This window comes from Geopsychrobacter electrodiphilus DSM 16401 (genome assembly GCF_000384395.1).
GTDB classification, from domain to species: domain Bacteria; phylum Desulfobacterota; class Desulfuromonadia; order Desulfuromonadales; family Geopsychrobacteraceae; genus Geopsychrobacter; species Geopsychrobacter electrodiphilus.
Genome location: NZ_ARWE01000001.1, coordinates 2,317,131 through 2,342,804 on the forward strand (window position 1 = coordinate 2,317,131; position 25,674 = coordinate 2,342,804).

22 protein-coding genes are annotated in these 25,674 nt (G+C 52.9%); 7 read left to right on the top strand and 15 right to left on the bottom strand.

What is annotated here, in order from left to right; translation table 11 throughout:
• Window positions 1–132 precede the first annotated feature (132 nt).
• From D888_RS0110970 to D888_RS0111010, 9 genes are all read right to left on the bottom strand, one after another.
• A complete protein-coding gene (locus D888_RS0110970; RefSeq protein WP_020676606.1) occupies window positions 133–786 on the bottom strand; it encodes a metal-dependent transcriptional regulator in 654 nt (217 codons plus the stop codon).
• The gene (locus tag D888_RS24005) at window positions 786–962 is read right to left on the bottom strand and encodes a hypothetical protein (RefSeq protein WP_020676607.1); all 177 of its coding nucleotides are present in this window, start codon (window positions 960–962) and stop codon (window positions 786–788) included. Before D888_RS24005 ends, D888_RS0110970 begins: the two co-directional genes overlap by 1 nt.
• Window positions 959–2,911 (bottom strand): ferrous iron transport protein B, encoded by a 1,953-nt coding sequence (gene feoB / locus D888_RS0110980; protein ID WP_020676608.1) that lies wholly within the window; start codon window positions 2,909–2,911, stop codon window positions 959–961. The genes D888_RS24005 and feoB overlap by 4 nt, the downstream gene beginning before the upstream one ends.
• Window positions 2,912–2,937: 26 nt before the next feature.
• Entirely contained in the window at window positions 2,938–3,375 is a 438-nt protein-coding gene (locus tag D888_RS0110985; RefSeq protein ID WP_020676609.1) for a Fur family transcriptional regulator, read from the bottom strand.
• A 102-nt stretch (window positions 3,376–3,477) separates the two neighbouring features.
• On the bottom strand, window positions 3,478–4,230 hold the full coding sequence (locus D888_RS0110990; protein ID WP_020676610.1) for a cytochrome c biogenesis CcdA family protein: 753 nt from the start codon (window positions 4,228–4,230) through the stop codon (window positions 3,478–3,480).
• A gap of 6 nt (window positions 4,231–4,236) precedes the next feature.
• Entirely contained in the window at window positions 4,237–4,758 is a 522-nt protein-coding gene (locus D888_RS21425; RefSeq protein ID WP_020676611.1) for a TlpA disulfide reductase family protein, read from the bottom strand.
• A 16-nt stretch (window positions 4,759–4,774) separates the two neighbouring features.
• Window positions 4,775–6,091 carry a trypsin-like peptidase domain-containing protein gene (locus D888_RS21430; protein ID WP_020676612.1) on the bottom strand — a complete coding sequence of 439 codons (1,317 nt, stop codon included), beginning with the start codon at window positions 6,089–6,091 and terminating at the stop codon, window positions 4,775–4,777.
• On the bottom strand, window positions 6,072–7,418 hold the full coding sequence (locus tag D888_RS0111005; RefSeq protein WP_020676613.1) for a sigma-54-dependent transcriptional regulator: 1,347 nt from the start codon (window positions 7,416–7,418) through the stop codon (window positions 6,072–6,074). Before D888_RS0111005 ends, D888_RS21430 begins: the two co-directional genes overlap by 20 nt.
• Window positions 7,393–8,559 carry a two-component system sensor histidine kinase NtrB gene (locus tag D888_RS0111010; protein ID WP_020676614.1) on the bottom strand — a complete coding sequence of 389 codons (1,167 nt, stop codon included), beginning with the start codon at window positions 8,557–8,559 and terminating at the stop codon, window positions 7,393–7,395. The genes D888_RS0111005 and D888_RS0111010 overlap by 26 nt, the downstream gene beginning before the upstream one ends.
• Before the next feature lie 182 nt (window positions 8,560–8,741).
• Here D888_RS0111010 and D888_RS0111015 point away from each other — a divergent pair, with 182 nt between their 5' ends.
• Window positions 8,742–9,686 (top strand): AEC family transporter, encoded by a 945-nt coding sequence (locus D888_RS0111015; protein WP_020676615.1) that lies wholly within the window; start codon window positions 8,742–8,744, stop codon window positions 9,684–9,686.
• On the top strand, window positions 9,683–10,318 hold the full coding sequence (locus D888_RS0111020; RefSeq protein ID WP_020676616.1) for a 50S ribosomal protein L11 methyltransferase: 636 nt from the start codon (window positions 9,683–9,685) through the stop codon (window positions 10,316–10,318). Before D888_RS0111015 ends, D888_RS0111020 begins: the two co-directional genes overlap by 4 nt.
• 78 nt (window positions 10,319–10,396) lie before the next feature.
• On the opposite strand, the gene D888_RS0111025 is transcribed toward D888_RS0111020, so the two are convergent.
• Window positions 10,397–11,479, bottom strand: a complete 1,083-nt coding sequence (locus D888_RS0111025) for an SPFH domain-containing protein (protein ID WP_020676617.1) — start codon at window positions 11,477–11,479, stop codon at window positions 10,397–10,399.
• Window positions 11,476–12,582 carry an SPFH domain-containing protein gene (locus tag D888_RS0111030; protein ID WP_020676618.1) on the bottom strand — a complete coding sequence of 369 codons (1,107 nt, stop codon included), beginning with the start codon at window positions 12,580–12,582 and terminating at the stop codon, window positions 11,476–11,478. The genes D888_RS0111025 and D888_RS0111030 overlap by 4 nt, the downstream gene beginning before the upstream one ends.
• A gap of 233 nt (window positions 12,583–12,815) precedes the next feature.
• On the opposite strand from D888_RS0111030, the gene D888_RS0111035 reads away from it, so the two are divergent.
• Together D888_RS0111035 and ybaK are read left to right on the top strand one after the other, a co-directional pair.
• The gene (locus D888_RS0111035; RefSeq protein WP_020676619.1) at window positions 12,816–13,544 is read left to right on the top strand and encodes a rhomboid family intramembrane serine protease; all 729 of its coding nucleotides are present in this window, start codon (window positions 12,816–12,818) and stop codon (window positions 13,542–13,544) included.
• A gap of 3 nt (window positions 13,545–13,547) precedes the next feature.
• On the top strand, window positions 13,548–14,036 hold the full coding sequence (gene ybaK / locus D888_RS0111040) for a Cys-tRNA(Pro) deacylase (RefSeq protein ID WP_020676620.1): 489 nt from the start codon (window positions 13,548–13,550) through the stop codon (window positions 14,034–14,036).
• Window positions 14,037–14,064: 28 nt separating this feature from the next.
• On the opposite strand, the gene D888_RS21435 is transcribed toward ybaK, so the two are convergent.
• Window positions 14,065–15,624 (bottom strand): HD-GYP domain-containing protein, encoded by a 1,560-nt coding sequence (locus D888_RS21435; protein ID WP_020676621.1) that lies wholly within the window; start codon window positions 15,622–15,624, stop codon window positions 14,065–14,067.
• 273 nt (window positions 15,625–15,897) lie between these two features.
• On the opposite strand from D888_RS21435, the gene D888_RS0111055 reads away from it, so the two are divergent.
• The 3 genes from D888_RS0111055 to D888_RS0111065 all read left to right on the top strand — a co-directional run bounded on the left by D888_RS0111055 (window position 15,898) and on the right by D888_RS0111065 (window position 21,253).
• Window positions 15,898–16,953, top strand: coding sequence for an SPFH domain-containing protein (locus D888_RS0111055; protein WP_020676623.1), 1,056 nt, complete (start codon window positions 15,898–15,900; stop codon window positions 16,951–16,953).
• On the top strand, window positions 16,883–20,191 hold the full coding sequence (locus D888_RS0111060; RefSeq protein WP_020676624.1) for an AAA family ATPase: 3,309 nt from the start codon (window positions 16,883–16,885) through the stop codon (window positions 20,189–20,191). The genes D888_RS0111055 and D888_RS0111060 overlap by 71 nt, the downstream gene beginning before the upstream one ends.
• A 219-nt stretch (window positions 20,192–20,410) precedes the next feature.
• Complete coding sequence (locus tag D888_RS0111065) at window positions 20,411–21,253, top strand: response regulator (protein ID WP_169513281.1); 843 nt, start codon at window positions 20,411–20,413, stop codon at window positions 21,251–21,253.
• A 98-nt stretch (window positions 21,254–21,351) separates the two neighbouring features.
• On the opposite strand, the gene D888_RS0111070 is transcribed toward D888_RS0111065, so the two are convergent.
• Genes D888_RS0111070 through D888_RS0111080 form a run of 3 tightly spaced genes read right to left on the bottom strand, consistent with a single transcriptional unit; the run spans window position 21,352 to window position 25,088 of the window.
• A complete protein-coding gene (locus D888_RS0111070; RefSeq protein WP_020676626.1) occupies window positions 21,352–22,170 on the bottom strand; it encodes an SIR2 family NAD-dependent protein deacylase in 819 nt (272 codons plus the stop codon).
• 15 nt (window positions 22,171–22,185) lie between these two features.
• Window positions 22,186–23,376 carry a M24 family metallopeptidase gene (locus D888_RS0111075; protein WP_020676627.1) on the bottom strand — a complete coding sequence of 397 codons (1,191 nt, stop codon included), beginning with the start codon at window positions 23,374–23,376 and terminating at the stop codon, window positions 22,186–22,188.
• Complete coding sequence (locus D888_RS0111080; protein WP_281169663.1) at window positions 23,373–25,088, bottom strand: AMP-binding protein; 1,716 nt, start codon at window positions 25,086–25,088, stop codon at window positions 23,373–23,375. Before D888_RS0111080 ends, D888_RS0111075 begins: the two co-directional genes overlap by 4 nt.
• Window positions 25,089–25,674: the final 586 nt, after the last annotated feature.

A 25,674-nucleotide genomic window follows, 5' to 3' on the forward strand; every position in this document is an offset into this window, starting at 1 on the left:
GTGACCGCCCCACCTGTCACAAAGGACGGATGGGGCGTTATAGGTAATGACAAGTATTGGTGGTGAAGGACGGGGATTATATATAAAATAGCCGACCGACTCAAGGGGCGAATTTGTTAGAAAATATGGATGTTAACGCTCGTTACGAATATGAATTTCACGTGCCAGAACATCATCCACCGCAAACTGGCTGTTCCCGACCTTGAAAACGTAACTCGGAAACCGTTGCACCAGTTCAAGCCGGTTGCCCGGCAGCACCCCCATACTCATCAGCTTCTGCAGCTTCAAACCATCGCTGATCGCCATATAGGCAATCTCACCAGCCTGCCCGGCTTTTAGTTCTGTCAGTGGCACGACCCCAACCTCACCTTTTTTTCGCGCCTCATCACAACAGGGTCCGGGCGGAATCGGCTTGCCGTGGGGGCAGGTCGTGGGATGATTCAGCAGGGTACAGATCTTGGCCTCAACTCCTTCATGCAGCAGATGTTCGAATTCGCAGGCCTTATCATTTCCGGCTTCGCCCTGGATATCGAGAATATCCATCATCAGGCGCTCGGCCAGACGATGCCGCCGAACAGTCATTTCGGCTTCGGGACGACCTTCTTTACGCAGATGAAGTCGGTCTCCGCGCTTCTCAACATAGGCACGGCGCACAAGCTCGTTTAGGGCCGCGTCATCTGGACCCAGTTCGAGGTCACTCAAGAGACAGCCAACCGCATGTTCTTCTACGATCGCAATCCACATCGATTCAAGAATTTCTTCGGCATGGGGAGAGAGTTTTTCCATCAGCGTTCTTCCTTCTTCGGCTTTGGCTGCAACAGGCGGCCGAGAAGTTTTCCCGGCGCAGGATTGGCGTAACCACAATAGGGACAATGGATCTTGCGACAACGACTCCCGCAACCTCCGCAGGAGTTCAGACCGACCTTATCAGGGATATCTTTACTACAGTAACCGCAAATCATGTCAACACTCCAGTGAACAACAGGGCATGATTTAACACCCAGCCGGTCGCAAAAGCCAGCACCGACACGAAAACAAAAATTGCCGATGCTGTCTTGATTCCGCGCTCTTTCTTCATCATCAAAAACTGAGCGATACAGGGGACAAAGAGGGTCAGGGTCACCGCAGCAACCGTCAACTGCACCGGAGAGAGCAGCCCCGCCTTCTGCAAATCATAGAGCCCTGCTGCACCGAAGTCACGGCGGAAAAAGCCAAAGATGAAAGCCGCCGAGGCATCGGGAGGGAGACCTAATGCAGTGACCACCGGCGTCATCGCCTTCACCACCAAATCGAGGACACCACTCATTTTACCTGCCCAGAGAATAACTGAGGCGATCAGAAAAAGTGGCAGGATTTCAAGAAAATAGGACTGCATCCGGGTCAGGGTCTTCACCAGCACATTGCGCAGCTGCGGCATGCGCATCGGCGGAATCTCCATGTAGAAGACCGGATTTTCGCCGGGCAGCACGCGGGCGGAAAGGAAGCCGATCAACAAAAAGATAAAAACCATCACCAGCAGCCAGATCGCCAACGAGCCCGGTACGGCGGATAGTAGACCCAGGATCACCCCAAGCTGGGCGCTGCAAGGGATCGCCAGCGACAACAGCACCATGGCGATCACCCGCTCGCGCTTTGTCTCCAGCGTCCGCGTGACCATGGTCGCCATGGTATCGCAACCGAACCCGAGGACCATCGGAATGACCGCCCGTCCGGAGAGCCCGATCTGCTTGAAGAGTCGATCGACCAGCATCGCCAGGCGAGGGAAGTAGCCGGTATCTTCCAGAACCGAGAAAACCAGGAAAAAGGTCCCGACGATCGGCAACACCAAGGCGAACGCATAACGTACCCCCAGGGTCCAGAGTCCATATTCACCGGCCAGCAACTCGCGCAGCCAGTAGATGTCGGTCAAATTATTCAAAAATTTAATCGCTGGCGGATTGATGTACTTTCCGAACAGGGTCCCTTCCATAAAATCGACCAGGGTGCCGGCGCCAAAATTGCCAACGAACTGGTAAAGTCCGAAGTAAAGCACCAGCAGTAACAGGGGGATGCCGCTGAACGGGTTCATTGCCCAACGCGATAACCGCTCACTGAAGGGAGGGTCGACTGATAACGCTTGCTCCAGCGCACCATCCAGCATCTTGCGGGTCATGCGCTTACGTTCGAGGCTGATCTGCAGATTAAGGTCGACCCGCCGCGCGAACTGGATGTCATGCAGAACCGGGGCAATTAACGGGAAGCCATCCCCCTCCTCGGCACGTACCACCTCTTCGACTTCATGATCCTTCTGCATCATCAGAATTGCAGTGGCACGGCGCCCTAAACAGTAATCCCCGGTCAACAGAGTTGAAAGGCGTTCGATGTCGGCTTCAAGGTCGACAGCATAAGGCTCAAAACTGGCGGGTCGCTCCTGATAAGCAGCAATTGCCCCCTGCAGCTCGTCCAACCCCTGGCGTTTTTTCATGACGGTTCCGACAACCGGCACACCGAGATTCTGTTGCAATTGGGGGAGGTTGAATTTCATCCCGAGACGCTCGGCTTCATCCAGGATATTGACCACCAAAATCACCGGCAATCCGGCTTCTATCAGTTGCAGCGTCATCGGCAACATGCGTTCGATGTTACGCGCATCGACAACATGCAACAGGATGGCAGGTCTCCCGGTCAGTAAAATGTTGCGCGCAACCCGTTCTTCTTCAGTAATCGGCATCATTGAATACATACCGGGGGTATCAAGGACCTCGTAGCTGCGCTCGCCGATACGGCAACGACCCGTGGAGATTTCGACCGAAGTTCCTGGATAGTTGGAAACAGTCGTATAGGATCCGGTCAACACGTTAAACAGAACGCTCTTGCCGACATTGGGGTTTCCGACCAGAACAATCTGCGGAGATTTGACATCTTCATGCATAATAATCAGGTTTTTCCCTAAAAAGATTACTGTTTATTAGTGTGGCACTGACTGCAAAGCCCATAAAGCTCGAGCCGATGATCCTGAATGAAAAAATTATGCGTCAGAGCGACTTCCCGTTGAAGCTCTTCAATCTGCTGGTTTTCAAATTCAAGGATGCGACCGCAAGCGGTGCAGACCAGATGGTCATGATGCTGGTTATGATAACTGACCTCGAATCGCATCTGCCCATCACCAAAATTGCGTTCGGCAGCGATGCCGCATTCAGCAAACAGCTTTAAAGTACGATGCACCGTGGCATAACCGATCCCGGGATGTTTTTTGCGCAGTTGCAGATAAAAATCCTCCGTCGACAGATGCCTGGTCTGCCGCAAAAAGGACTTGAGAATAATCATGCGCTGGTTGGTATTTTTCAGACGCTTGCGTGCCAGATAGTCAAGAAACAACTCTTCCGGATTTTTCATAATTAGAATTCCTGAGGTTTTTCAAGAAATTGAAAACGGATTTCAAAATAGAGTCAGCATGAGTCTTTGTCAAGGTTTATCTAAAAAGAAATATGCGAGGGATCAGCCAAACGTGGAGGGAAGAAAACCATAAAGAAACCCGCTCATGCGACTGAAGAGGTCGAAAAAGAGCAGGACGCCAACGGCCATCAACAGGCCCCCGGTGAAGACTTCAACAAATCGGATATGTTTTTTGAAGCGATCAAAGAAATTTAGAAACCAGTGAAACAGGCCCCCGGCGATGAGAAAAGGCACCCCCAGTCCAGCGGAATAGACCGCCAGCAGTGTGACCCCGCGCCAGGCACCGCCTGAGCTGCTGGCCGCGATTGCCAGGATCGCACCTAAAATTGGCCCAATACAGGGGGTCCAGCCGGCCGCGAAAGCGATGCCGACAATCAGTGTGCCGATGAATCCCGAAGGTTTGTTTCTGAGCTGAAAACGGTGCTCACCCAGCAACACACCAAAATGAAACAGGCCACTCAAATGAACCCCGAACAAAAAAATCAACACCCCGCCAATCTTCTGCAGCCAACCTAAACCCTCGCGCAGATGCATTTGAAAGGTTGCCGAAGCCATGCCTGCAAGAGCGCCCAACGAAATAAATACAAGTGAAAATCCGGCAACAAACACCAGAGAGTGCGCCAGGATAGTCATCCTTACCTTAGCGCTGGCATGGGCGTCACTCAACTGACCAAAGGAGAGACCGGAGATATAGGTGAGATAGCTCGGAATCAGTGGCAACACACAGGGAGAAAAAAAAGAAAGGACCCCGGCGTAAAATGCGACCCAAAGGGTAATATCGGCTGCGGCATGCATATCTGGTCAGCCTTTGAGCATAAAATGAAGCAGGTTATAATGGGGGCCACCCATCCAGGGAACGGCACCAATGACTTTTTTCACTACGACGCCGTTGCGATCGATAATAAACGATTCAGGAAACTGAAAGACGCCGTAAAGGTTCTGAACCTTGCCGCTATCGTCGAGCAGAATCGGAAATTGGTAGGGGGATTCCTTGAGAAACTTTGCAACGTTACTCCGCCCCTCTTTTTCGACATTAATCGCCAGCAGTACCAGTCCATCATCCTTGAAGGTTTGATGCATGACTTCCATTGAGGGCATTTCACGCCGACAGGGAGGGCACCAGGTCGCCCAGAAGTTGACGATGACAACCTTACCACGTAGTTGCGAGAGGCTGACCTTTTCCCCTTGCATGTTTTCAAGGGTGAAGTCTGGGGCTATGTCGCCAACGGTAACCGCCCGGGGTGCTTCCTGAGGGCGTTCACTCCAGGCAATGGCCATCAGAGGCATACTCAGGATCAGCAGCAGTAAAAACAGTTTTTTCATGCAGAAACGTCCTTAGTTACTGTGGCAACTGTAGAAGATACCCACGGTTGTCACGCACGACTAGAAAGGTGAGAGGTTCACGTCCGATCAGTGACGCCATAAGATGTCTGAAATTATCTGGATCTCCAACCTTTCGGTGGGCAATCTCGACGATGCGGTCACCCGGTTCAATTCCGGCATGAGAGGCAGCCGATTTTGCCTCAACCGAAGTGATCAACATTTCCTCACGCCCAAGTTGAAAACCCAGGCCGAAGACTTGCCGAGTATAAGCCATCAGATAATCATCGGACAAGGGGGCGAGGGTAACTTCGCAAGAGAGCCGATTTAACCCGCGCAGAACGCCTAGTGTTACCCGACTCCCCGGTGGATAGGTGGCCAACTGGGCATTCAACTCATCTATATCAGACAGGCTGATGCCATTAACTGACTGAATCACATCCGCAACGTGTAAGCCGCCCACTTTCGCCGGAGATTTCTCGAGAAAATCGACCAACAGCACGCCACGATTGCCGTCCTGGGGCATAAATGAATCGCCGACTTCGCCCGGGATAATCCCCAGATACACCGGTCGCACCTGGCCATAATCGATCAATTCCTTGAGAACGCGCTTGATCACATCAGCCGGAATTGAAAATCCGATCCCCTGTGCCTGACGGGCGATGGCGGTATTAATGCCGATCAGTTCTCCATTGATATTGATCAATGGGCCACCCGAATTACCTGGATTGATCAACGCGTCTGATTGAATAAAAACCGAAGAGAAACCCTTTTCAAGCTCAATACGTCGCGCCACCGAGCTGATGACGCCGGTTGTGATTGAATGCCCTAATCCCAACGGATTGCCTATGGCAATAACGGTTTCACCAAGCATCAGGTCGTCAGATCGCGCGGGCCGCAAATAAGGCCAGTCCCCTTTTCCGGAAATCTGCAGTACCGCCAGATCAAGTCGCTCATCAATCCCGACAAGCTGCGCCTCCATCTCATCACTATGGTCAGGCAGCGCAACATAGATTTTAGACGCCTTGGCAACAACATGAGCGTTGGTCAGGACATGTCCCCTGGCATCAATGATCACCCCCGAACCGAGTGATTGTTTTGTCATCGTGGAAGGCGGCAGCTGATCGCGAAAAAATTGTTCAAAAAATGAATCGCCAAACCCGAAGGGGGTATCGTTACGTCGTTGCACCTGTTCGGTGCGGATATTTACCACCGCCCGACGTGCCAGTGCAACGGCTTTGACCACCGGTGTTTCCCGCTCGGCGGCCTGCCCGGCTGTAACGAGGAGCAGCAGAAGCCAGAGCAGAGCAAAAATACTAGTTCTGATGGATGTCATATTTTTCCAATCTATAGAGCAGTGTGTGCCGTGGGATACGTAAGAATTCGGCAGCTTTCGATTTATTCCAGTTGCACTTCTGCAGCGCCTGGACCACCGCCTCACGTTCAAGATCTTCCAGCGAATAACCTTCGTCCGGCAAATTAAGCACACCGTTCACTGCTCCACTCTTGCGGCTGATCCGCGCGGGGAGATCATCGATCCGCAAACAATCGTCCTGACGCAGAATGAGCATCTGCTCGACGAGGTTCTCCATTTCGCGCACATTGCCTGGCCAGGCGTAATGTTTGAGCTTGTCGACGACCTCTTTGTCGATCACCACCGTCGAACTGGCTTCGTGTTTACGCAGAAAGAAATCAAGCAGCAGCGGGATATCCCCTTCACGCTCGCGCAGGGGGGGCAACTGGAGCGGCACAACTGCCAGACGATAATACAGATCCTCGCGGAAGCGGCCCTCTTCCATTTCGACTTCAAGATCACGATTGCTCGCGGCGATCACCCGTACATCAACAGATTCCGTCACCCCGCCAACCGGCTCAAATTCCTGTTCCTGCAGGGCGCGCAGCAGTTTGGGCTGCAACTCTAAAGGGAGTTCACCGATCTCATCCAGAAACAGCGTACCGCCATTCGCGAGAGAAAACTTCCCCTGACGATCCTTAATCGCTCCGGTAAAAGAGCCTTTAATATGTCCAAAAAGTTCGCTTTCGATGAGGTCCTTCGGGATAGCCGCGCAGTTCACCGCAACAAAGGGACCTGCCGCACACTCGGAGAGTCGATGCATGGCACGAGCAATAACTTCCTTGCCGGTGCCACTCTCGCCCCCCAACAGCACGGAGGCCTGACTCGCCGCGACCTTTTCGACCCGCTGCATCAACAGCTTCATGGCCTTTGACTTGCCGATAATCTCATGCCCGCCCTGCGCTTCAAGGGCGGACTTCAACTGCCGGTTTTCGCGTCGCAACCCGCGAAATTCGAAGGCCTTGGCCACGGCCAGTACCAACTGGTCACGGCTGAAAGGTTTGGTGACGTAGTCATGGGCGCCCATCTTTATCGCCTCGACCGCATTTTCAACTGAGCTGAAGGCGGTCATCATCAGGACCAGCGCATCGGCCTCGAGAGATTTGATCTTCTCCAGCACCTCATAACCGCTTATGCCCGGCATCTGGACATCGGTAATCACCATTGGCGGGCGATGGCGCTGAAACAGGGCCAGCCCTTCATCCCCGGTCCCCGCTGACAAAACCTGGTACCCGGCCTGTTCAAGGGTAAATTCAACGACACGTCGCAAAGACACATCATCATCAATGATAAGAATCTGTTTTTTCATGTTCTTCTCCTGCAAACGCAGCAAGCCGTAACTTCAGGGTAAAGGTTGTCCCCTGCCCTGGGTTACTTTCGACTTTGATCCGTCCGCCAGCATTTTCAACGATCCGACTGGTAATCGCAAGACCAAGACCGGTTCCCTCCTGCTTGGTGGTAAAGAAGGGGTTAAAGATCCGCTCGATATTCTCTTTTGGAATCCCTGGCCCGTTATCAATAAATCGGCAGACCACCCATTTTTCATCGCTTTCAGCCGCAACGTGCAACTGCCCACCATTGGGCATGGCCTGCACGGCGTTGAGAATCAGGTTGAGAAAAACCTGTTTAAACTGACTTGCCCCTCCTTCGGTTTCAGGCAGATCTGGGATCTCGGTGACTATATTCACCCGTGCCTTGCGCGCCTGGACTTCCGTCAAATGCAAAACGTCACGCAGGGTCTCCGCCGGCAAGAAGCTGACGCGATCAACTGGTTCGGGGCGCACGAAGCGAAGGAAATCCTCCAGCACCTGATTCAGGCGGTCGACCTCCTTGACCAGAATCGCTGTAAATTCAGCGTATTTATGTTCAGGCGGAAAGGCATCACGCAAAATTTCGGCCGTCCCGCGAATAGAACCCAGGGGGTTGCGGATTTCATGGGCCATGCCAGCGGAAAGTTCGCCCAGGGCGGTCAATCGGTCAGCACGGCGCAATTGATCTTCGATCTCAATGATCAAATCCGCCTGCTCGCGCAGCTTGGCAAAACTACCCGCCAGCCTGGCAGCTGACTCCTCGGCCCGCAGTCGCTGTTGATGTTCCCGGGAGGCGAGTGAACCGGTGATAATCCCGATGATATTAAACAACAGAATCTCGAGGTATTGCTCTGGATGTCCCCCGGGGAGCCGACCCCACTGAAAAACAACATGAGGCGCGTACATGACGGAGACCAGCAGTGCCGTCCCGAATCCGCCGCGCAAACCAAACCAGATCCCCCCAAGGATGACCGGAATGTAGTAGAGGCGGCGGAACACATCATGGGCCTCGGCACGAGCTGTCGCCGTCAGATAATGCAGCGAAGTGATCGCAACTACCATCGACAGCAGCAACAGCAGACGCAACAACGTTTGTCGTTTAATGGAAATATTATTCAAACGAGAGATGAGCCCCGGCATGCAATCCTAGCCTTCTGTTCGACGTACTAAAAAAGAGGAAGAGTGAGTAACGGCCACCCTGAGCACCGTGTAGAATATCCTACGTCCTGCCAGTTTATTTGTCCAGAACCCGCCAAGATTTCAGGGTTTTTATTGGCGCCGAACAATTTCTGGGTTATTCTCCGATTTCAAATGGAGGCTGCATGACACTATTTTTTGAAACAATAAGAATCGTCCTGCCGGTTTTTCTGGTGATCGGTCTTGGCTACCTGCTGCGCCGCCTGGGGCTGTTTGACGATGCCTTTACCCGCCAGACGAATCGTCTGGTCTATCTGGTCTTTTTACCGATACTGCTGTTTTACAAGATTTCGCAGGCCGATTTCGTCACCTATTTTAATGGCCCCCTGGTTATCGGTTCGTCGCTGGCGATCGCCTGCCTGTTCAGTATCAGTTACGCCTACGGCTATCTGCGCAAATACCCGCCAGCCAGCCTCGGCAGTTTCTGTCAAGGGAGCTTTCGTGGCAACCTTGCCTACGTCGGCCTTGCGCTCTGCCTGAACGCCTATGGTGAATCTGGGCTGACCCGCGCCAGTATTCTGATGGGTTTTTTGGTGCCGGTCCTCAATTTCTTCGCCATCATCGCCCTGATCCTGCCCCAGCGCAAAAGTGATTCAGGCGGACCGAAACAGAACTGGCTGCGCGAGATTCTGCTTAACCCCTTAATCCTCGCTTCATTCATCGGGATCGTCTGGAGTTATTTCAGATTACCAGTCCCGATCATCATCAAGAGCAGCCTTGGCATTGTCGCAGGGTTGACCCTCCCTCTGGCATTGCTGGCGATTGGTGGTTCCTTCTCACTGCAACGCCTCAAGGGGGATCTCAAATCGGCCAGCATCGCGACCTTCTTCAAGTTGCTCGGCATGCCGCTGGTCGCCGGTTTGCTCCTTATCGCTGCGGGCGTTCAAGGGGTTGATCTCGGCATTGGAATTTTACTGGCCGGCACCCCGGCGGCAACCGCCACGTACATCATGGCGCATCAGATGAAAGCTGATGCCGAACTGGCCGGGTCCATCGTCATGCTTTCGACTCTGGCCTCGGCTGTCAGCTACACCCTGCTGCTGATCCTGTTACGACATAACGGCCTATGAAGATAACTACTGAACCTGAAAAAAATTCGGCTGGTCTCGGTCGGACCGACTTTCGCCCCCTCGACATTGGCCGCGCTCTGACGGTTCTTCCCCCCGGCGAAATCGCAGCGCGCGGGCGGATACCTTTATGGATGGAACGCGGAGCATTCGGCTCTGGAGAACACGAAACCACGCATAACTGCCTCGAGCTTCTCAGTCAACTGACGCTGTCACCCGTCGACAAGATTCTCGATCTCGGCAGCGGTACCGGCATCCTGAGTATCGCTGCGCTACTCCTGGGTGCTGGACGAGCCTGGTGCGTTGATATCGAACAGGGCGCCATTGCAGCATGCCAAAGAAACGCCGTATTAAATGGCGTCGAGGAGAACATCGAGCATTGTCAGGGCACGCTTTCCAGCCTGGGGCAAGGCAATTTCGACCTCGGCCTCGCCAATATCTACGGCGATATCCTGCTGCAGGTGGCCGATGACCTTGCCAGCCGCATTCGCCCCGGCGGCAAACTGCTCCTCTCCGGAATGCTCTGGGAATACAATTTCGACGTGCGCTCCCGTTATCAAAAACTCGGCTACCAGCTGCTCGAAAATCGAATGCACACGGAATTCAGCACAATGCTTTTACAGCGGCAAGGTTAGCTTCATACCCCTTACCAAATAAAAGGCCCCGGCGACAGAAGCACCGGGGCCTTTTAGCTCATCACCTGCCAGAAATTGTTACTGTTTCTGCGTGGTCTCCTGTTTCTGCGTGGTCTCCTGTTTCTGCGTGGTCTCCTGTTTCTGCGCGGACAGGGACTTAACCCCCATCACATTGATCAGATCGTTGATGTTAGTGGTCTTCAGGTTCATCCCACCTTCAGACATCGGCAGCAGGAGAATCTTTTTACCCTGCAACGCCTCGGCGACCTGCAGCTTGACCATGGTTTCACCACCTGAACCGGCAAGCGCCTTGTTCATCTGCTCGATACCGCGCGCTTCAGCTTTACCCTCGGCAGTAATGGCATCGGCCAGATACTGCTGCTGTGCATAATAAGCATCCGCCTCGATCTTCGCTTTTTTGAAAACACCATCGGCGTCAGCGATCACCTTATTGACCTCCCCTTTGGCCGCTTCGAGTTCTTTGCGGTATTCCTCAAGGGCCGCATGCTGGGCCGATTTATTTTTTTCGGCCATCTGATCGGCGATTTTCTTATCCTCAATTGCCCGCTGATAATCGGCCACGAAACGATAATCCTTGGTCAGGACCTTCTCGACGATGATGCCGTAGGGGCCGAGGATCTTCTGCATAGTCTCCTTGACGAGGTCAGCTTTCTCGCGCCGCCGATCACTGATATAAAATTCTTCGGTCGTGAGTTCACCAAAGATATCACGGGGTTTGCTGCGCGCAACGGTACGCACCACCTTGTCGCGTAACTCTTTATCGCTGCTGGCGACATTTTGCAGAATATAGGGGGCCATCTTCGGATCGATGCGATAAGCGATGATCAAATCAAGGCTGATATCGTTACCATCAATGGTCTTGAACAACACGTCATCTTTGGTATTGCGGTCACCACGCCGCACCTCTGCGGTCATCTCCAAGTTCTGTAGCTTGGTATCGAAAGTATTCCAGTCATTAATAAACGGCAGAAAGATTGTCGTCGAGCCTGGGGGATAAATCTTATCTTCAACCCCTTTCTCACCAAACAGGGAAAACTTGACCGTGCGAACACCGACCTCTGTCTTACCGGTGCTATAGAGCACACAACCGGAAAGGAAAAAGCTCGGCAACAGAATTAGAATCAGGATAAGCTTTTTCATTTTTTTCCTCCCTGGCGTACATCAAACAATTTGAGAGTCTTATCAAGGTTAAGTGGATTAACCCCGTTCGTGCCGTCACTCGGCAGCACGATCACGTCAAGTCCCTTGTAGACGTCAGCCATTTTGAGTCCGACCATACGATCGGCGCCCTCCCCTTGCAGTGCGGCATTTTTCAGCTTAACCTTTTGTGCTTCAGAGAGCTTAACCAACAGGTCGGCTTCGGCATTTTTAGTCCGCACATAGCGATCTTTTTCGGCGACCCGTTTGGTAACATAGGCCTGACCGTTCTCCATCTCAACCGCAACGATGACCTTCCCTTCCTGCACGATTTTTTTCAGCTTGGCCTCTTCGATGGCCGCCCGTCCTTCGGCCTGATTTTTGAAAACCAACTGATCCTGAAGCTTTTTCGCTTCGATATTCTTCTGGATCTCATCGCTGTAACGGAAATAGCGCACCAAAACCTGCACGACCTCAATCCCTTTCGGTTTGAGCTCAACGTTAAGCAGATCTTTCGCTCGCTCGGTCTTGGCGACGCGCATCGGACTGTTATAAAACTGTTCGGTCGTCAGCTCACCCAACGTCGCCTTGAGTGCCGGTTCGGTCTTGGGAATGATGCCGTTGTCCTCAAACAGTCGACCCGGTCCGATGGTGGTAAACACCTTGTAGGGATCGATCAGCTTATAGATGATCGAGACATCGACATCGACAAAGAAACCATCCGATGTCTGGATATGGGCCGCACGCTCGATGCGTGCGAAGCGCGATGCGCTGCGGGGAGAATTAGTCAATTCCAGCACTTGAAGATCTCGCGGCAGGGCATCCATCTCCTGGATCCCGGGAATCACAAACTGTAATCCAGGCCCGTAAACCTCATGCTGAATACCCTTGTTGGTACCGAAACGATCAATTTTGATACCGTATTCATTAGGGTGTACATAGACAAAAGCCAACTTAAAAACCAGAAACACAAAAACTAACAGCAAGGGCAAATACTTTGCCTTGCCGAAAATCTTATTGAAGCGCCCAAAGGACGCTTGTATCTGAGCCTTTCTCCGCAACAACTCTTCCATGTCGACGACGTTCGAACCTTTATTGTAGTCCATCTTATCTCCTGTTAGAGGATTTTCGACCCGAGGGGTCTTTCGTGTTCACAGATTCACACAGAGTCTGACACCCAAAATAGCAGGGTAAAAAAACACGCAAAAAAGAGAGCTTACCAGAATTGACTCAAAAGTCTGCCGAAATCGACTGCCAGAGTTAAACAACAGATATTGCCGCGAACGATAAACTGGGCTAGGGTTATCGGCAACTTCGCTTCACAGACAAAGGAGTTCTCTTGAACAGTCACAGCTTCCAGACATTTTTTCGCCGTAATTCATTGCGTGGCCATTCATTGGTACAGATTCTGATTTATATCAATCTCGGACTTTTCACCTTGATGGTGCTACACGGCACTATTTTAGGTTTGCAGATGCAGGCGATCCTTAACCCACCGACTCAACTTTTAGTCCATTGGGGTGCGCAGTTCTGGCCACTGGTAGTGCAGAAAAACCAGTGGTGGCGTTGTCTCACCTATGCCTACACCCACGGCGGCCTGATGCATATCGGCTTCAATATGCTGGTCCTCTACCAGATCGGCCCCATGATTGAAGAGGAGATCGGCTGGCGACGATTTTTCACACTCTACACCCTCTGCGGACTGCTGGCGACTTTCGCCGGATATTTCTGGCATCCGATGGTGGTAGTAGTCGGTGCTTCCGGCGCGATTTTCGGGCTGATCGGCTTTTCGGTCAGTTATTACCACCGCATGGGCGGTGCGCGCGCGATCCAACATCGCAACTTCATGTTTCAGTGGGCGGTGATGGCATTTGTGTTCGGCCTGGTGGTCGGTGCCGATAACGCCGCACACCTTGGCGGTCTATTGACTGGCGCGGCCTTCGGCTGGATGGTCCCCACCAGTGTTCGGGGACAGCGCGGGACAGAGCCTCTGTTTAAAGTTCTGGCCTGGACCTGTGTGGTTTTGACCGCCATCAGCATTCTTGCGATCCCCTTCAGCTGGGCGTAAACGATGGCCAAAGAAAAATACCCCATGACTCAGGCGATCCGTCAGCTGCGGCAGCAGCAGATCGAATTCGTCCCCCGTCCTTACAAATATGAGGAACGTGGCGGGACCGAAACCAGCGCGCGCGAACTGGGGGTCGATGAACATCTGGTGATCAAGACTCTGGTGATGGAAGATGAGCAGAAACAGGCCCTGATCGTGTTAATGCATGGCGACCGCGAGGTTTCCCTCAAAAATCTGGCGCGTCAGATCGACGTCAAACAGATTAACCCCTGCGCACCAAAAACTGCCGATGCTCTGACCGGCTACCAGACCGGCGGGATCTCCCCCTTCGGTACGCGTAAACCCCTGCCGGTCTATATTGAGAAATCGATCCTTGCTCTGGAGAAAATCTACATCAACGGCGGCAAAAGGGGGTTTCTGATCGAGATCAAGCCAACGGACCTGCTAAGGGGATTGAAACCAACCGAAGTCGAAGTGGGAATTCAGGGATGAGTGGCGAATGGTAACGAATAACCAGAAGTTAGAGCCCTGCAAGCAAGGAGCTTCGATCAACCGGATCGATCTGATCGCGGCTTAAAAATTCGACTGCATACCCCTCATAAAGCTTTTCATCAATAAACAACTGGAACAGTTCGGGATCAACCCGACCGGCATCGACCATTTCACGCATAATTTTTAACGCCTGACTCAGACTATTGCCTTTTTTATAGGGGCGACTGCTTGCGCTCACAGATTCAAAGAGGTCCGCAAATCCGAGTATCCGCGCCTGCATCAGCATTTGATCGCTCTGCAGTCCGCTCGGGAAACCCTGCCCATTGTGGGATTCATGGTGGGCCGCGGCAATCTCGGGAACCTGCAGCAACCCTTCAGGAAAAGAGAGCATATCAAGCATATTAATGGTCGAAACCACATGTTGGTTGATCAACTCCCGCTCGGCGTCTGTGATTGTCCCACGTAGCACCATCAGATTTTCAGCTTCATCGTCAGTCAGGACCGGCATCTCTTCTCCCTGACTATCAATCCAGCGATACCCTGCAGCGATCTCACGGACCCGGAGAGTTTCTTTGTCTGTCAGGGAGTTCCAGCCACGATTACAATCCGCCAGAAAACGTAGATCATCGAGCATCGGTCTCGCATCCATGGGCCTTTGCGGTAATTCCACAGGCCCCGCAGCCTCACCTTTGCGCAGTTGCGCAATTTCAAGATCACGTCGCAGAATTTCGAACCGGGTGCGTACCAGATCGAAGCGATCGATGGTCCGCTCGAGTTTCGTTGCCTTGTCGGTCACCTGAATCGGCATCACCAGCTTACCGATGTCATGCAGCCAGGCAGCAACCTCAAGTTCGTAGAGTTCGGCATCTGTGAACCTTAGGTCCCGAAACGCAGGCGACATGCTCCGGTTGATGGCGCGCGCCAGAATCATGGTGAGAACCGGAACCCGTCGACAATGATCATTGGCATAGGGTGACTTTTCATCAATGGCGCTGCCGATCAACTGGACCAGCGACTCAAACAGATCGCTCTGTTCACGTCGGAAGTTTATCAGTTTCAGGACAGAAGTTGCCTGTTGCATCAGGATAGAAGCGGCCGTCTGTTCGACATGGGAGAAACCGGCCCCCACTTCTTTATGGCTCATGCGAATCAGTTCAATGACCTGTCGGACAGGCTTACCAGGTTCCGTCAGTGGAAGCAGCAGGCAGGAGGAGACCTGACGCCCATGGGCAATTTCAACTGACCGCAGGTGGGAGAAATCGAACTGACCGGACCGAACCGGATCATGACAGCAGAGGCTCTTGTGCTGCAGCACCACCTCTTCGAGCACCGTCTGCTGTCCGGCACCCTGAGAACGAGCGCTCCAGTCAAATTCGAATGGAATTGGCGTGGCCTGAAAGGCCTCAGGTGGAAAGGAATGAACAGCGCGCCAATTTTGCGTGGTCACCGGTTGCAGCATGACCGCCAGATCGCCACCACAGACCTGACATAACTCGGCGAGCAAAATCTGCTCGGCGGCTTGAGTCTCCACCGCCCCTGCAAGCGCAACCGAGGCCTGCTGTAATTTTAATAAAAGATCTGCATTCACAAAAGGATCGCTCCTTTAATAAACCCGCTTATGACCCATCACAGATAAGTCTAGCGGCCTGCTCGGCAAATGCAAGAAACCGCTCTCAAGACAAATTTCAGGACTGAAACGACGTGAGCCAGAATCTGAAAATTTCACCTAAAATGGATATTACCTGCTTCTTTAACCCTGGTCTTTTTAAATTTTATATTTGGGATCTCAACAGAATCGCCGAAAGGATGCTAGCATTGAACATAATTAAGGCCTTTGCCCCTCTCCGCCTGGAGGTCTAAAATGAACCAGGAAGTCACGAGCAGCCTGCTTCACCGGGCCCACCTGAAAACCCTGTTTAAAAGATCCTTTCTTGTTTTTCTGATCCTCTTTATTGCCTATACCTGCATCGCTCTGTTCTACGCCAGCCGCACCATCTACAAGGTACGACGCAACTACGCAATCATAGTTGAAACCCTCTCAGGTGAACGGATTGCCGTCACCGAGGTCGGCTGGCATCTGCGGCTGCCGATCTTTACCCGCATTGAACTGGAAGTCCCGCTGATGAATCAGGAGCTGTACCTTGGCGCCTCGGCCAGCCCCAAACAAATAATGTCAAAGGGGAATGTGGCCCTCTGGACCAGCGCGATGATGACCTACCGGATTCATGACCTTGAACGCTGGGGTATTGAAAATCGTTCACCTGAAATCCTGCTTCAGAACGACTTTGACGGTCTGGTCAAGGATGTAATGCAGGGGGAAACAATCAACGCGCTGATCTCGGACCGCGAGCGGATCAAGGAACAGATCTATCGCACCCTGAAAAATAGTCCGCTCAACGATGGGGGGCTGACCCTTGAAGAAAAGTATGGAATCACCATAGTCTCCTTCGTCCTGCGCGACACCAGCTACGGAGAAAAGCTGGCAGCCGCGAGTGAAGAAAAGAAACGCCGTGAGTTGATCGCCGAAGCCGAAAACTATGCCGCCGACCTTGAAGCCAGCCGCACGCGTAAACTCTACACCGCGTACCAGGAATCGATCCGCGATATGCGTAAAGCGCTGGAGCTCGATCCGCGCAGCGACCCCTATCTATTCGACTTCCTCAACCAACAGAAGTGGGCGGCGGCTTATGAGAAGAACCAGCAGGGACAGAACACCTTCGTGCTGAACAACAGTGGTGCAACCACCGGCCTCACCCTGACACCCCCGAACCAGAAGAATGAGAAACTCTCGGAGTTATCCGGTGCGCAGATATCTGCGCCACCTCAACAACGGCCTAGGACCAGCCATGCCTCAGACACGCAAAACACGCTCACAGGTCTACGTCAGCCTGTCGGAACAACGAATCAGGCAGATTGAAGAACTGGTCGAAAACTGGGGAATGGAGACCAGTCGTTTTGTTCTGCGCCGTCTGCGCCAGCACGATCCGAGCCGCTCTCTGAGCCAACGCCTCGGCCTGAGACTGCGCCGTATCTATAAACCACCCAGGCGCGACTTCAGTTTTCTGCGCGACCCGCGCAAATTGAACGACTGGCACCAGCGCTTCGAGGTCGCCGGATCGCAGGACGCCAGTGCCGCCTGGAACCGGATTTTGACCAAGGAACTTGACCCCGAAGACTTTCATTATCTCACCTATCTCCTCGAACGCATAACCATTGACACCTTCGTCCCGCCCGAAATTCACGAGATCTTCGACAAACTCTATCAGAGCTATATCCTCAAAAAATACAGCGAGGACCCCAAGGTGCCACGCGCACCTCTGGTGTTGGTGATTGGTAACTCGGGGAGCGGCAAAAGCGCGACCGTCAAGCAGGCGATTGAGGAAGTTTTCTTTAGTTCCGAGGTTAAACCGGTTATCGATCTGCAGGTCAAGCGTGAAGAAGTCATGGCCCACCAACCGATCTGGCGCAGCCTCGAAGAGGTTGACCCCGAGCTGGCGATGCGTATTGAAAGGCGTAGAAAACGGAGTCGCCTCAGGTTTTTTTCACGCCTGCCGCTGATTCGCTACCTGTTCCGCAATCTGATCAGTGCCGCCCTTTCGACTCTCGACGAAGAGGGACTCAAGGTTGACTACGCCGAAATCACCCCCAATGATTATCAGACAGCCTGGGCAGGTGAGCCGGGCAACTACCTGCGCAAAGCGATGGGTCACCCACGCAAACTTGCGGTCAGGCATCTGGAAGAGGCCCACAGCGCCTTCGGACGTCCCGATCAACTAAGCAGTGTCAAGGGACAGCAGAGCTCCCTGGTCGATGCCGCCAATATCATCATCGATGAAATCATTCATGGTCAACGCGATTGCATTATGATCGCCACCACAGACCAGCCAGAGCAGCTCGATCCGGCAATCTACCGGCGCTTCGTAGAGCGCGGTCTGGTGATCGACCTGAACGAAACCTGGCAAAACCCGGACAACCTGAGGCAGGTGGTCTGCCTCGAACTGCGCCGAAAACTGCACCCGATCCATTCCGACGATCCACGTCCTCAGCCACTAAGCGAAGAGGAGATTGATCAGACGATCACCAAACTCTATCCTATCTTCCGCCAACGCAGCCTGCGCATCACCCCCGCCTATGTCCGCCGCCTGATCGCCGAGGTGATCAGCATACATGGCCGCTTCAGCGCCGCCTGCCTGGATGACCAGCTGCTGGTGCGCGATGCCCTGAAGTCAGTGGCGCGCAATACCTTTGGCACACTCTACCAGCGCCTGGTGGGGCTGATGGATCGCAGCATCGCCTGGCAAGAATATATCGGCGGGATCAAAAATGAATTCTCAGAGATGGCAAATAACGCCCTCTTCTACAATGTCAGCGAAGAGAAAGGCGTAGTATTGACCGGCCCACCGGGCTCAGGCAAAACCTTCATGGTTCGCGCCTGGCTGGGAGACAACCACGACGTACAGGATTTATCGGTCAACCTCGCCGATTTAAACGACCCGACCCGACCCCTCGAAGGAATGGTTGCCAATCTTGAAGCGGTCTATGACATCGCCAAAATGATCTCACCGGCGATGGTCTTCTTTGACGAAGGGGATGCGATCGCTCCACGGCGCTCGCCTCAGGGTGGGAGCCCCTATGACAAGGTGACCAATAAATTTCTATCGATCATCGACGGTGAATCGTCCCTCAACCGTGTTTTCACAGTTTTAACCACCAACCGGCTCGACATTCTCGATCCGGCGCTGATCAGAAGCAAGCGTCTCAAGGTGTTGAATGTCACCGGCCAACTGCGTGACGAGGACGGGCAGCGGATTATCCTGAAAGAGATGGCCGATCTGCCACTGGAAGAGGGTTTATCGGCTGTAGAGATCACGCGTCAGGCCCGCACCCTGTGTGAGACCCCGGCCGATTTTGCTGCATTTGCCGAGAAGGTTCGAACCCTGCGCAAAACCGAGATTGAGGTCACCGACAAACTCCTGCGCGTCACAGAACAGCCACACGAGGAGAGGGTGCGTTTTGTCCGCTTCAACTACAAAATCCTGCTCGGTTTACTTGAAGGGATATCCCCCCAATCGTCACTCCTGATGAAGGCACGGCAGGGCGAGGACGCCCTCCTGTCGCGACTGGATGAGGTCATCGAACGGATCCGTCGACTCAAGGCCGAGAAGAATTTCCCGATCAGCAGCTGGCATCTGCAAAACGCCCGTCAGCAGTTGGCCGGAAGTCCCATGCGCAAAGGAAAACAGCAACTTGATGAATTTTTAGAGACCGAACTATCCCAGGAACCGCAGATTGGTTTTGTGGTCGGGGTGGGCGCCAACGACACCTGCGGGGTGCTTCTGCCGATCGCCTCATCGCTGATTTATCGCATTCATCCGCAAAAGATCCTGGTAACCGGCGCAGTTTCCTCAACAGCGGCGGGTGCGGCAGAACTGGATATGGCCGTGCAGATGACAAACCAAAGCGCCTGTGAAGCCCTGACTCTGGTTGAAAACTATCTCGGCTCGCTGCAGCCGGAGCGTAATCTCACCAGAATCCTCGGAGAATTCCTCGACGGATACACCCTGCATCATCAACTGCTGTCAGCGTCATATAATGTCGGCGGCCCCTCAGCCGGTTTCGCACTGGCAATCAACACACTATCGGTTTTGCTGCAACTCCCGGTTTTAAACGATTTCGGCATCACGGGCGCCCCTTGGATCAAAGGCGCACGTAAAGGAGAAGTCGGAGCCTCTGTACTGATCGGTGGACATCACAAAAAAACCGAAAAAGTCCTGCAATATCTGCAACGCATGTACATGCCACAGCAGAATTATAATGATATGGAACCGGACGTCCTTGATGCCTACCGTGCCATCGGTAAGGATGTCATCGGTGTGCGCAGTTTTTCGGCGCTGGTCCCCGAAGTCTTCGACTTTGGTTCGAACCATCTCCAAGAATTACAGCTCTTTTTTGCGGAGCGCCGCGATCTTGCGCGCTCCCCCCTCGACCTGGAGTCCCTATCGACAGACCGCGCAAAACAGGCTGAAAAAAGCTCCCATTTGAGACAGTTATGCGAGAAAGTCATCATTGAGCGCATCCTGGAGATCGAAAAATCCTTATCCAGTCAACACCGCAATCACCTCAATCTGAACAACCTCTTCTCCCCTCAGGCATAACGGGAAGCTCTCTTTGTTACCCCCTGCAATCCATGATAAAGAACAAATCCTGTTGGGTTATCCGCAGACAAGAAACGGATTTTGGGTGTAAAAGGTTGACAATTCCGAACAACATTAGCAATATACAATATTCTTGTCCCATTAAAGAGATAAAGACAAATTCAGCAACAAATCAGGGGGGGGAGACTGAGAACTGAACCAATGGCGGCTCGCAAAAAAATGGGTGAAATCCTCGTTGACGCGGGGTTAATCAAACCGGAAACACTGCGGCAGGCGCTGCAGAATCAACGCGGCACCGGCAAACGCCTAGGTCAGGTACTTGAAGAGATGGACGTTATCCTCGAAGAGGACATTGCCGCGGCTCTCGGCCGTCAATTTGGGGTGCGCCTGGTCAAGGGGATATCGCGCTTCAATTACCCCCCGGCGATCCTGAAACTGGTCTCTCCCGAAGAAGCCCTGGCACGCTTCATCTTCCCGCTGAAGGTCGAAAAGAAAACCCTTTACCTGGCAATGGCCAACCCGCTTGATCTGGACACCGCCCAGGAGGTCGGTTTTCGTAACGGCCTGCAGGTTGTCCCCTGCGTAACGACTCCCGAAGAAATCAAATCTGCAATCAACCGCCACCTGCTTGCGGTCGAAAAAAAGCATCAGGTAAAGGACCGCTGGTGGACGGTGCTCATCGTTGATGACCAGGAGATGGTCCAGTTGATGATTGAGGTGACGCTGAAAAAGCAGGGTTATGAAATATTAAAAGCGAACAACGGCGCCGAAGGGTTACGCCTTGCACTGCAGGAAAAGCCGCATTTGATCCTGACCGACACCCTGATGCCACGCATGGATGGTGTCGAAATGTTCCGTAACATCAAAGCCAACCGTCAGATTGCCCATATCCCGGTTATCGCCCTGTCAGCCAAGGCGACACCCGAAGAAGAAGCCCGCTTACTTGACTACGGTTATTTCGATTTCATGGCCAAACCGATCAATCCGGTCCGCCTGGTGGCCAGGATTAAACGCGCACTCACACAATGCTACGGTGACACTCCTCCCCAAAGTACAAAATGATCCGACTTATACCTGCCTGTTTTTGTTCAACAAAAAACCGATCCTGAATCAATTAGCTTCAGATTGCCTCCGTCCATTTTCAGCAAACAACTTAAAAATTAAAGGTAGCGTTCGAGCAGCTTAAGGCCCTCAAGTGCTCCAAGGTTAATACTGCAATGCCCACCGCTAATCTGCGGTTCACGTGGGTTTATGCGGATGACAGACACACCGGGCTGTCGGCCGAGATCTTCACTCATGCGGCGGATGGTCGGAATCGCACTGCCGGCCCCCATTTCTATAACTGCCAGCTTTTTGCCGCTTAATTTGGAAAGAAAACGACTAAAGCGATCTTCTTGTGCGCTGGTTCGATCAGACAACCAGGAATAATCGCCGAACATCAGAATATTCGGGCGGGCAACTCCACCGCAATTTGGGCAAGCTGCTGAACGGTGCGCCCGCATGGTGCTAATATCGATCACGAAATCCAGTTCATTGGGCCAGACATCATGGCAACAGGGCTCGATACATTGCAGGTAATGAATGGACCCGTGCACCTCGAGTACCGTCCGCTCGTCGAAGCCGGCTTTCTGAAATTGCCCATCCACATTGGAGGTCACGACAAAAGAGTCCAGATTGAAGCGTTCGATCCAATCGAGCAGCAGCTGAAAACCGGCATGGGGTTCGGTCTGACGGTAGAGGTTGGTTCGATGCCCGTAGAATCCCCAGCCGAAGAGCGGATCCTGCTCAAAATGACGTGGATTGGCCGCATCGATAAAACTGAGCCCTAGAGAGGCATACATCGGATAGGCCTGCCAGAATCCCTGGTCACCACGGAAATCGGGCAATCCCGAATCGACTCCCATCCCGGCACCCGCAGTGATTATCAGAGCATCCGCCTGCGCAATCAAGCGGGCCGCTGCCGCATAGTCACACCTCACTCATCACTCCTCACGCTACAATTCAACCAACTGTTCATCCGAATAGGTCAGACGTCGCAGACCATCGGCTTCGACCCAGAAGGTGTTTTCGATACCGACCGCCCCTTCACCGACAAAGACGGCTTTGGGTTCAAAGGCGAAGCACATCTTCTCTTCGAGCAGTTGGTCATCGAAACCACGAGCAATAAAAGGGAATTCATCAATCTCGACGCCGATGCCGTGACCGATGAACGAGACCTGCGCCCCGGCGTTCCCCATGAAATGGTCCTTGTAGCCCAATTCAACGGCAAAATCGTAACACTGCTGATAAATATCCCCCCAGGCAACCCCGGGGCGGGTAATTTCTGCCAGCCGTTGCTGCACGCGGCGCATATCCTCATATGCCTTTCCCAGTTTGGCCGGCAGTTTGCCGACCACGAAGGTGCGGGTCATATCGACCATATAGCCATCAAACGCCGCAACAAAATCAACGATAATCGGCTCATTCGGTGCAATCTTCTTGTAGCTGGCCCCCTGGCCTATGGAGGAGTTTAATCCTAGTCCGCCCAGCGGCGCATCCAGATACGCCGGCACCGCAGCATCGGCGCCCGAAAACATATGTCCATAGAAGAGTTCAGAGTTGAAGCTCCGAAACCGGGTGACCCCCTGATGCCCTTCCTTGCGCGCCAGAAACTCAAGTTCGGCTGAAACTTCAAGATCGGTTTTACCGACCTGAATCACCTCTTTGGCGCGTTGATAGATCTTGTCCATCAGCAAGCCACAATCCTTCATTATCGCAATTTCATAATCTGACTTGATCGCCTTGACCCGGCGGATGAGCGGGGTGATATCACAGTGTTCACCCCCACCCAGCGCCTTATGCCAGCGTTCAAAGATAGCAACCGGTAACACATCCAGTTCGAATCCGGCCTTGTGCGGCAGGGGGATATTGTGATCATTCAATGCCCCGGCAACGCCCTTCAAGCTCGCCAATGGAGCTATCTGCTTCAGGCCCGATTCCATCCGTGCACGACCAAAATCTTTGCGCACCAGGTAGAGCGGCTCGCCGCTGGCCGGGATATAACAAACTCCCTGCTGAATTGAGCCAGTAAAGTAAAACAGGTCGGCATTCTGCAACAGCACGGCGCCATCGACACCCTGCTGAGACATCAACTGTTGCAGGCGGGCGGTGCGCAGGTCCAGTTCGGATTTCGGGGTTATTCTCACGCGCGTTTCCTTTCGACGACGGAATCGTCAGTAATCAGCTTGAGGTCATAGATAGCTTGCTCACGGAGTTTGAATTTTTGGATCTTACCGCTGGCGGTCATCGGGTAGCTGTCGACAAAGGTCACGTAACGCGGCACCTTGTAACGCGCTATCTCTCCCCGACAGAAATCGCGAATCTCATCGGCGCTACACTCAACCCCCTCCTTCAGCTTGATTGCCGCCATCACCTGTTCACCATACTTCGGGTCAGGAACGCCATAAACCTGGACGTCGGCAACTTTCGGGTGGCGATAAAGAAATTCTTCGATTTCGCGCGGATAGATATTTTCGCCGCCACGGATAATCATATTCTTGATCCGACCGGTGATTTTGCAATAACCATGAGCGTCCATCACTGCCAGGTCCCCGGTATGCAACCAGCCCTCGGCGTCGATCGCGTGGGCGGTGGCATCCGGCAACTTATAGTACCCTCTCATCACCAGATAGCCCCGGGTGCAGAGTTCACCCTGTTCTTCATGCGGAAGTTCGACCCCGGTTTCAATATCCACAATTTTCACTTCAACATTGGGCAGGGCGCACCCGACACTGGCCACACGCAATTCCAACGGATCCTGGGTACGGGTCTGGGTGATCACCGGCGAGGCTTCGGTCTGACCGTAGGCGATGGTGATCTCGGAGCAGTTCATGTCATGGATCACACGCCGCATCACCTCGGTCGGACAGGGTGAGCCGGCCATGATACCCGTACGCAAGGAACTTAAATCAAACTCGCCAAACTGCGGATGATCCAGTTCGGCGATAAACATGGTCGGCACACCATGCACCGCCGTACAGCGTTCAGATTCGATGGTCCTGAGCACCTGCAAAGGTTCAAAAACCTCGATCGGGATCATCGCCGCGCCGTGGGTGACGCAAGCCATCACCCCCAGGACACAACCGAAGCAATGGAAAAACGGTACCGGGATACAGAGGCGGTCCAGACTGTTAAAATCCATACAGCGTCCGATATTGAAGCCGTTATTGATTATATTATGATGGGTCAGCATCACCCCTTTGGGAAATCCGGTGGTCCCGGAGGTGTATTGCATGTTGATAACATCATCTTCACTGAGCGAGGCTTCAACCTGTTCAAGTTCAGACAGGCTGACCTTTGCGGCGCCAGCGCGCATCTGCTTATAGGAAAGAAGCTCGGCAGGACAATCATCGCCCAAAAAGACCACATGTTTCAATTCAGGGAGCTTCTCGTATGTCGCCCCTCCCTGCTCCAGCCCAGGAACCACACGGTGAATAATCTCGAGGTAATCGACCCCCTTGAATTCCCCCACCATGAACAACGCCCTGGCATCGGACTGACGCAGGATAAACTCCAACTCTGTCGCCTGATAGCTGGTGTTGATCGTCACCAACACCGCGCCAATCTTGGCTGTAGCAAACTGCAAAATTACCCACTCAGGCACGTTCGAAGCCCAGAGCGCAACGTGATCCCCTTTGCCGAGCCCCATCTGCAGCAGGCCACGCGCGACCAGATCGGTCTCCTCGTCCAGTTGCTGCCAGCTGTAGCGCAACCCACGGTCGGCATATACCAGGGCATCCTGTCCCGCAAAGCGCCCTGCAACCGTCCCCATCAGTTCTCCCATTGTAGCGTGAATTGTCTCTGTCATTGATCCACCTTTCGCGTACGCCTCAACCCTGAGGTCATCGTTTGTGTTCACTTCAACTTCTTGTATGCTATTTTGTCCAAACTCAAGCGGCTGGTAAAGAGAGAATTTTTTACCCTATTTTGCTGATTATTTTTTATGCAAAAGGCTACATCCTAGAGAGCGCATGGACCCGGCAAACAAACTCACCCTGTTTTCACAATTCTATCCACAGCAACTGTGTACAGTGTGCACATTCACTTATAAGATTGCTTTTTATCAACATGATCAACTTTTGGGTTTCAACCAATTGCAAAGAGCCAAGGCTGGGGCAGGCAAACGAGGCTAAGTGGCTTAAAAACCGTGAGGTTAACTTAATTCAGTGATTTATTTTATTGACTAAATAACATCAAACTCTGTTATAAATAAATAAATTATTCTTCTCTACTCGAAGCAGTATCCCCGTTTTTTATAAAAGCGCGCCGAAAACTAAATGGAGTAGCAGAACTGTTCCAGAATCTCTGGTACCGGTTCCATGCTTACCTGTCCGATCCGTCGTCTACTGACTTAACACAACTACAACTCCAGGCGCAGATTCGTAATTCAGACCCTCGGATGAGATACCGCATGGTGACAGACGGCACTATTTATCAGGGCAGGA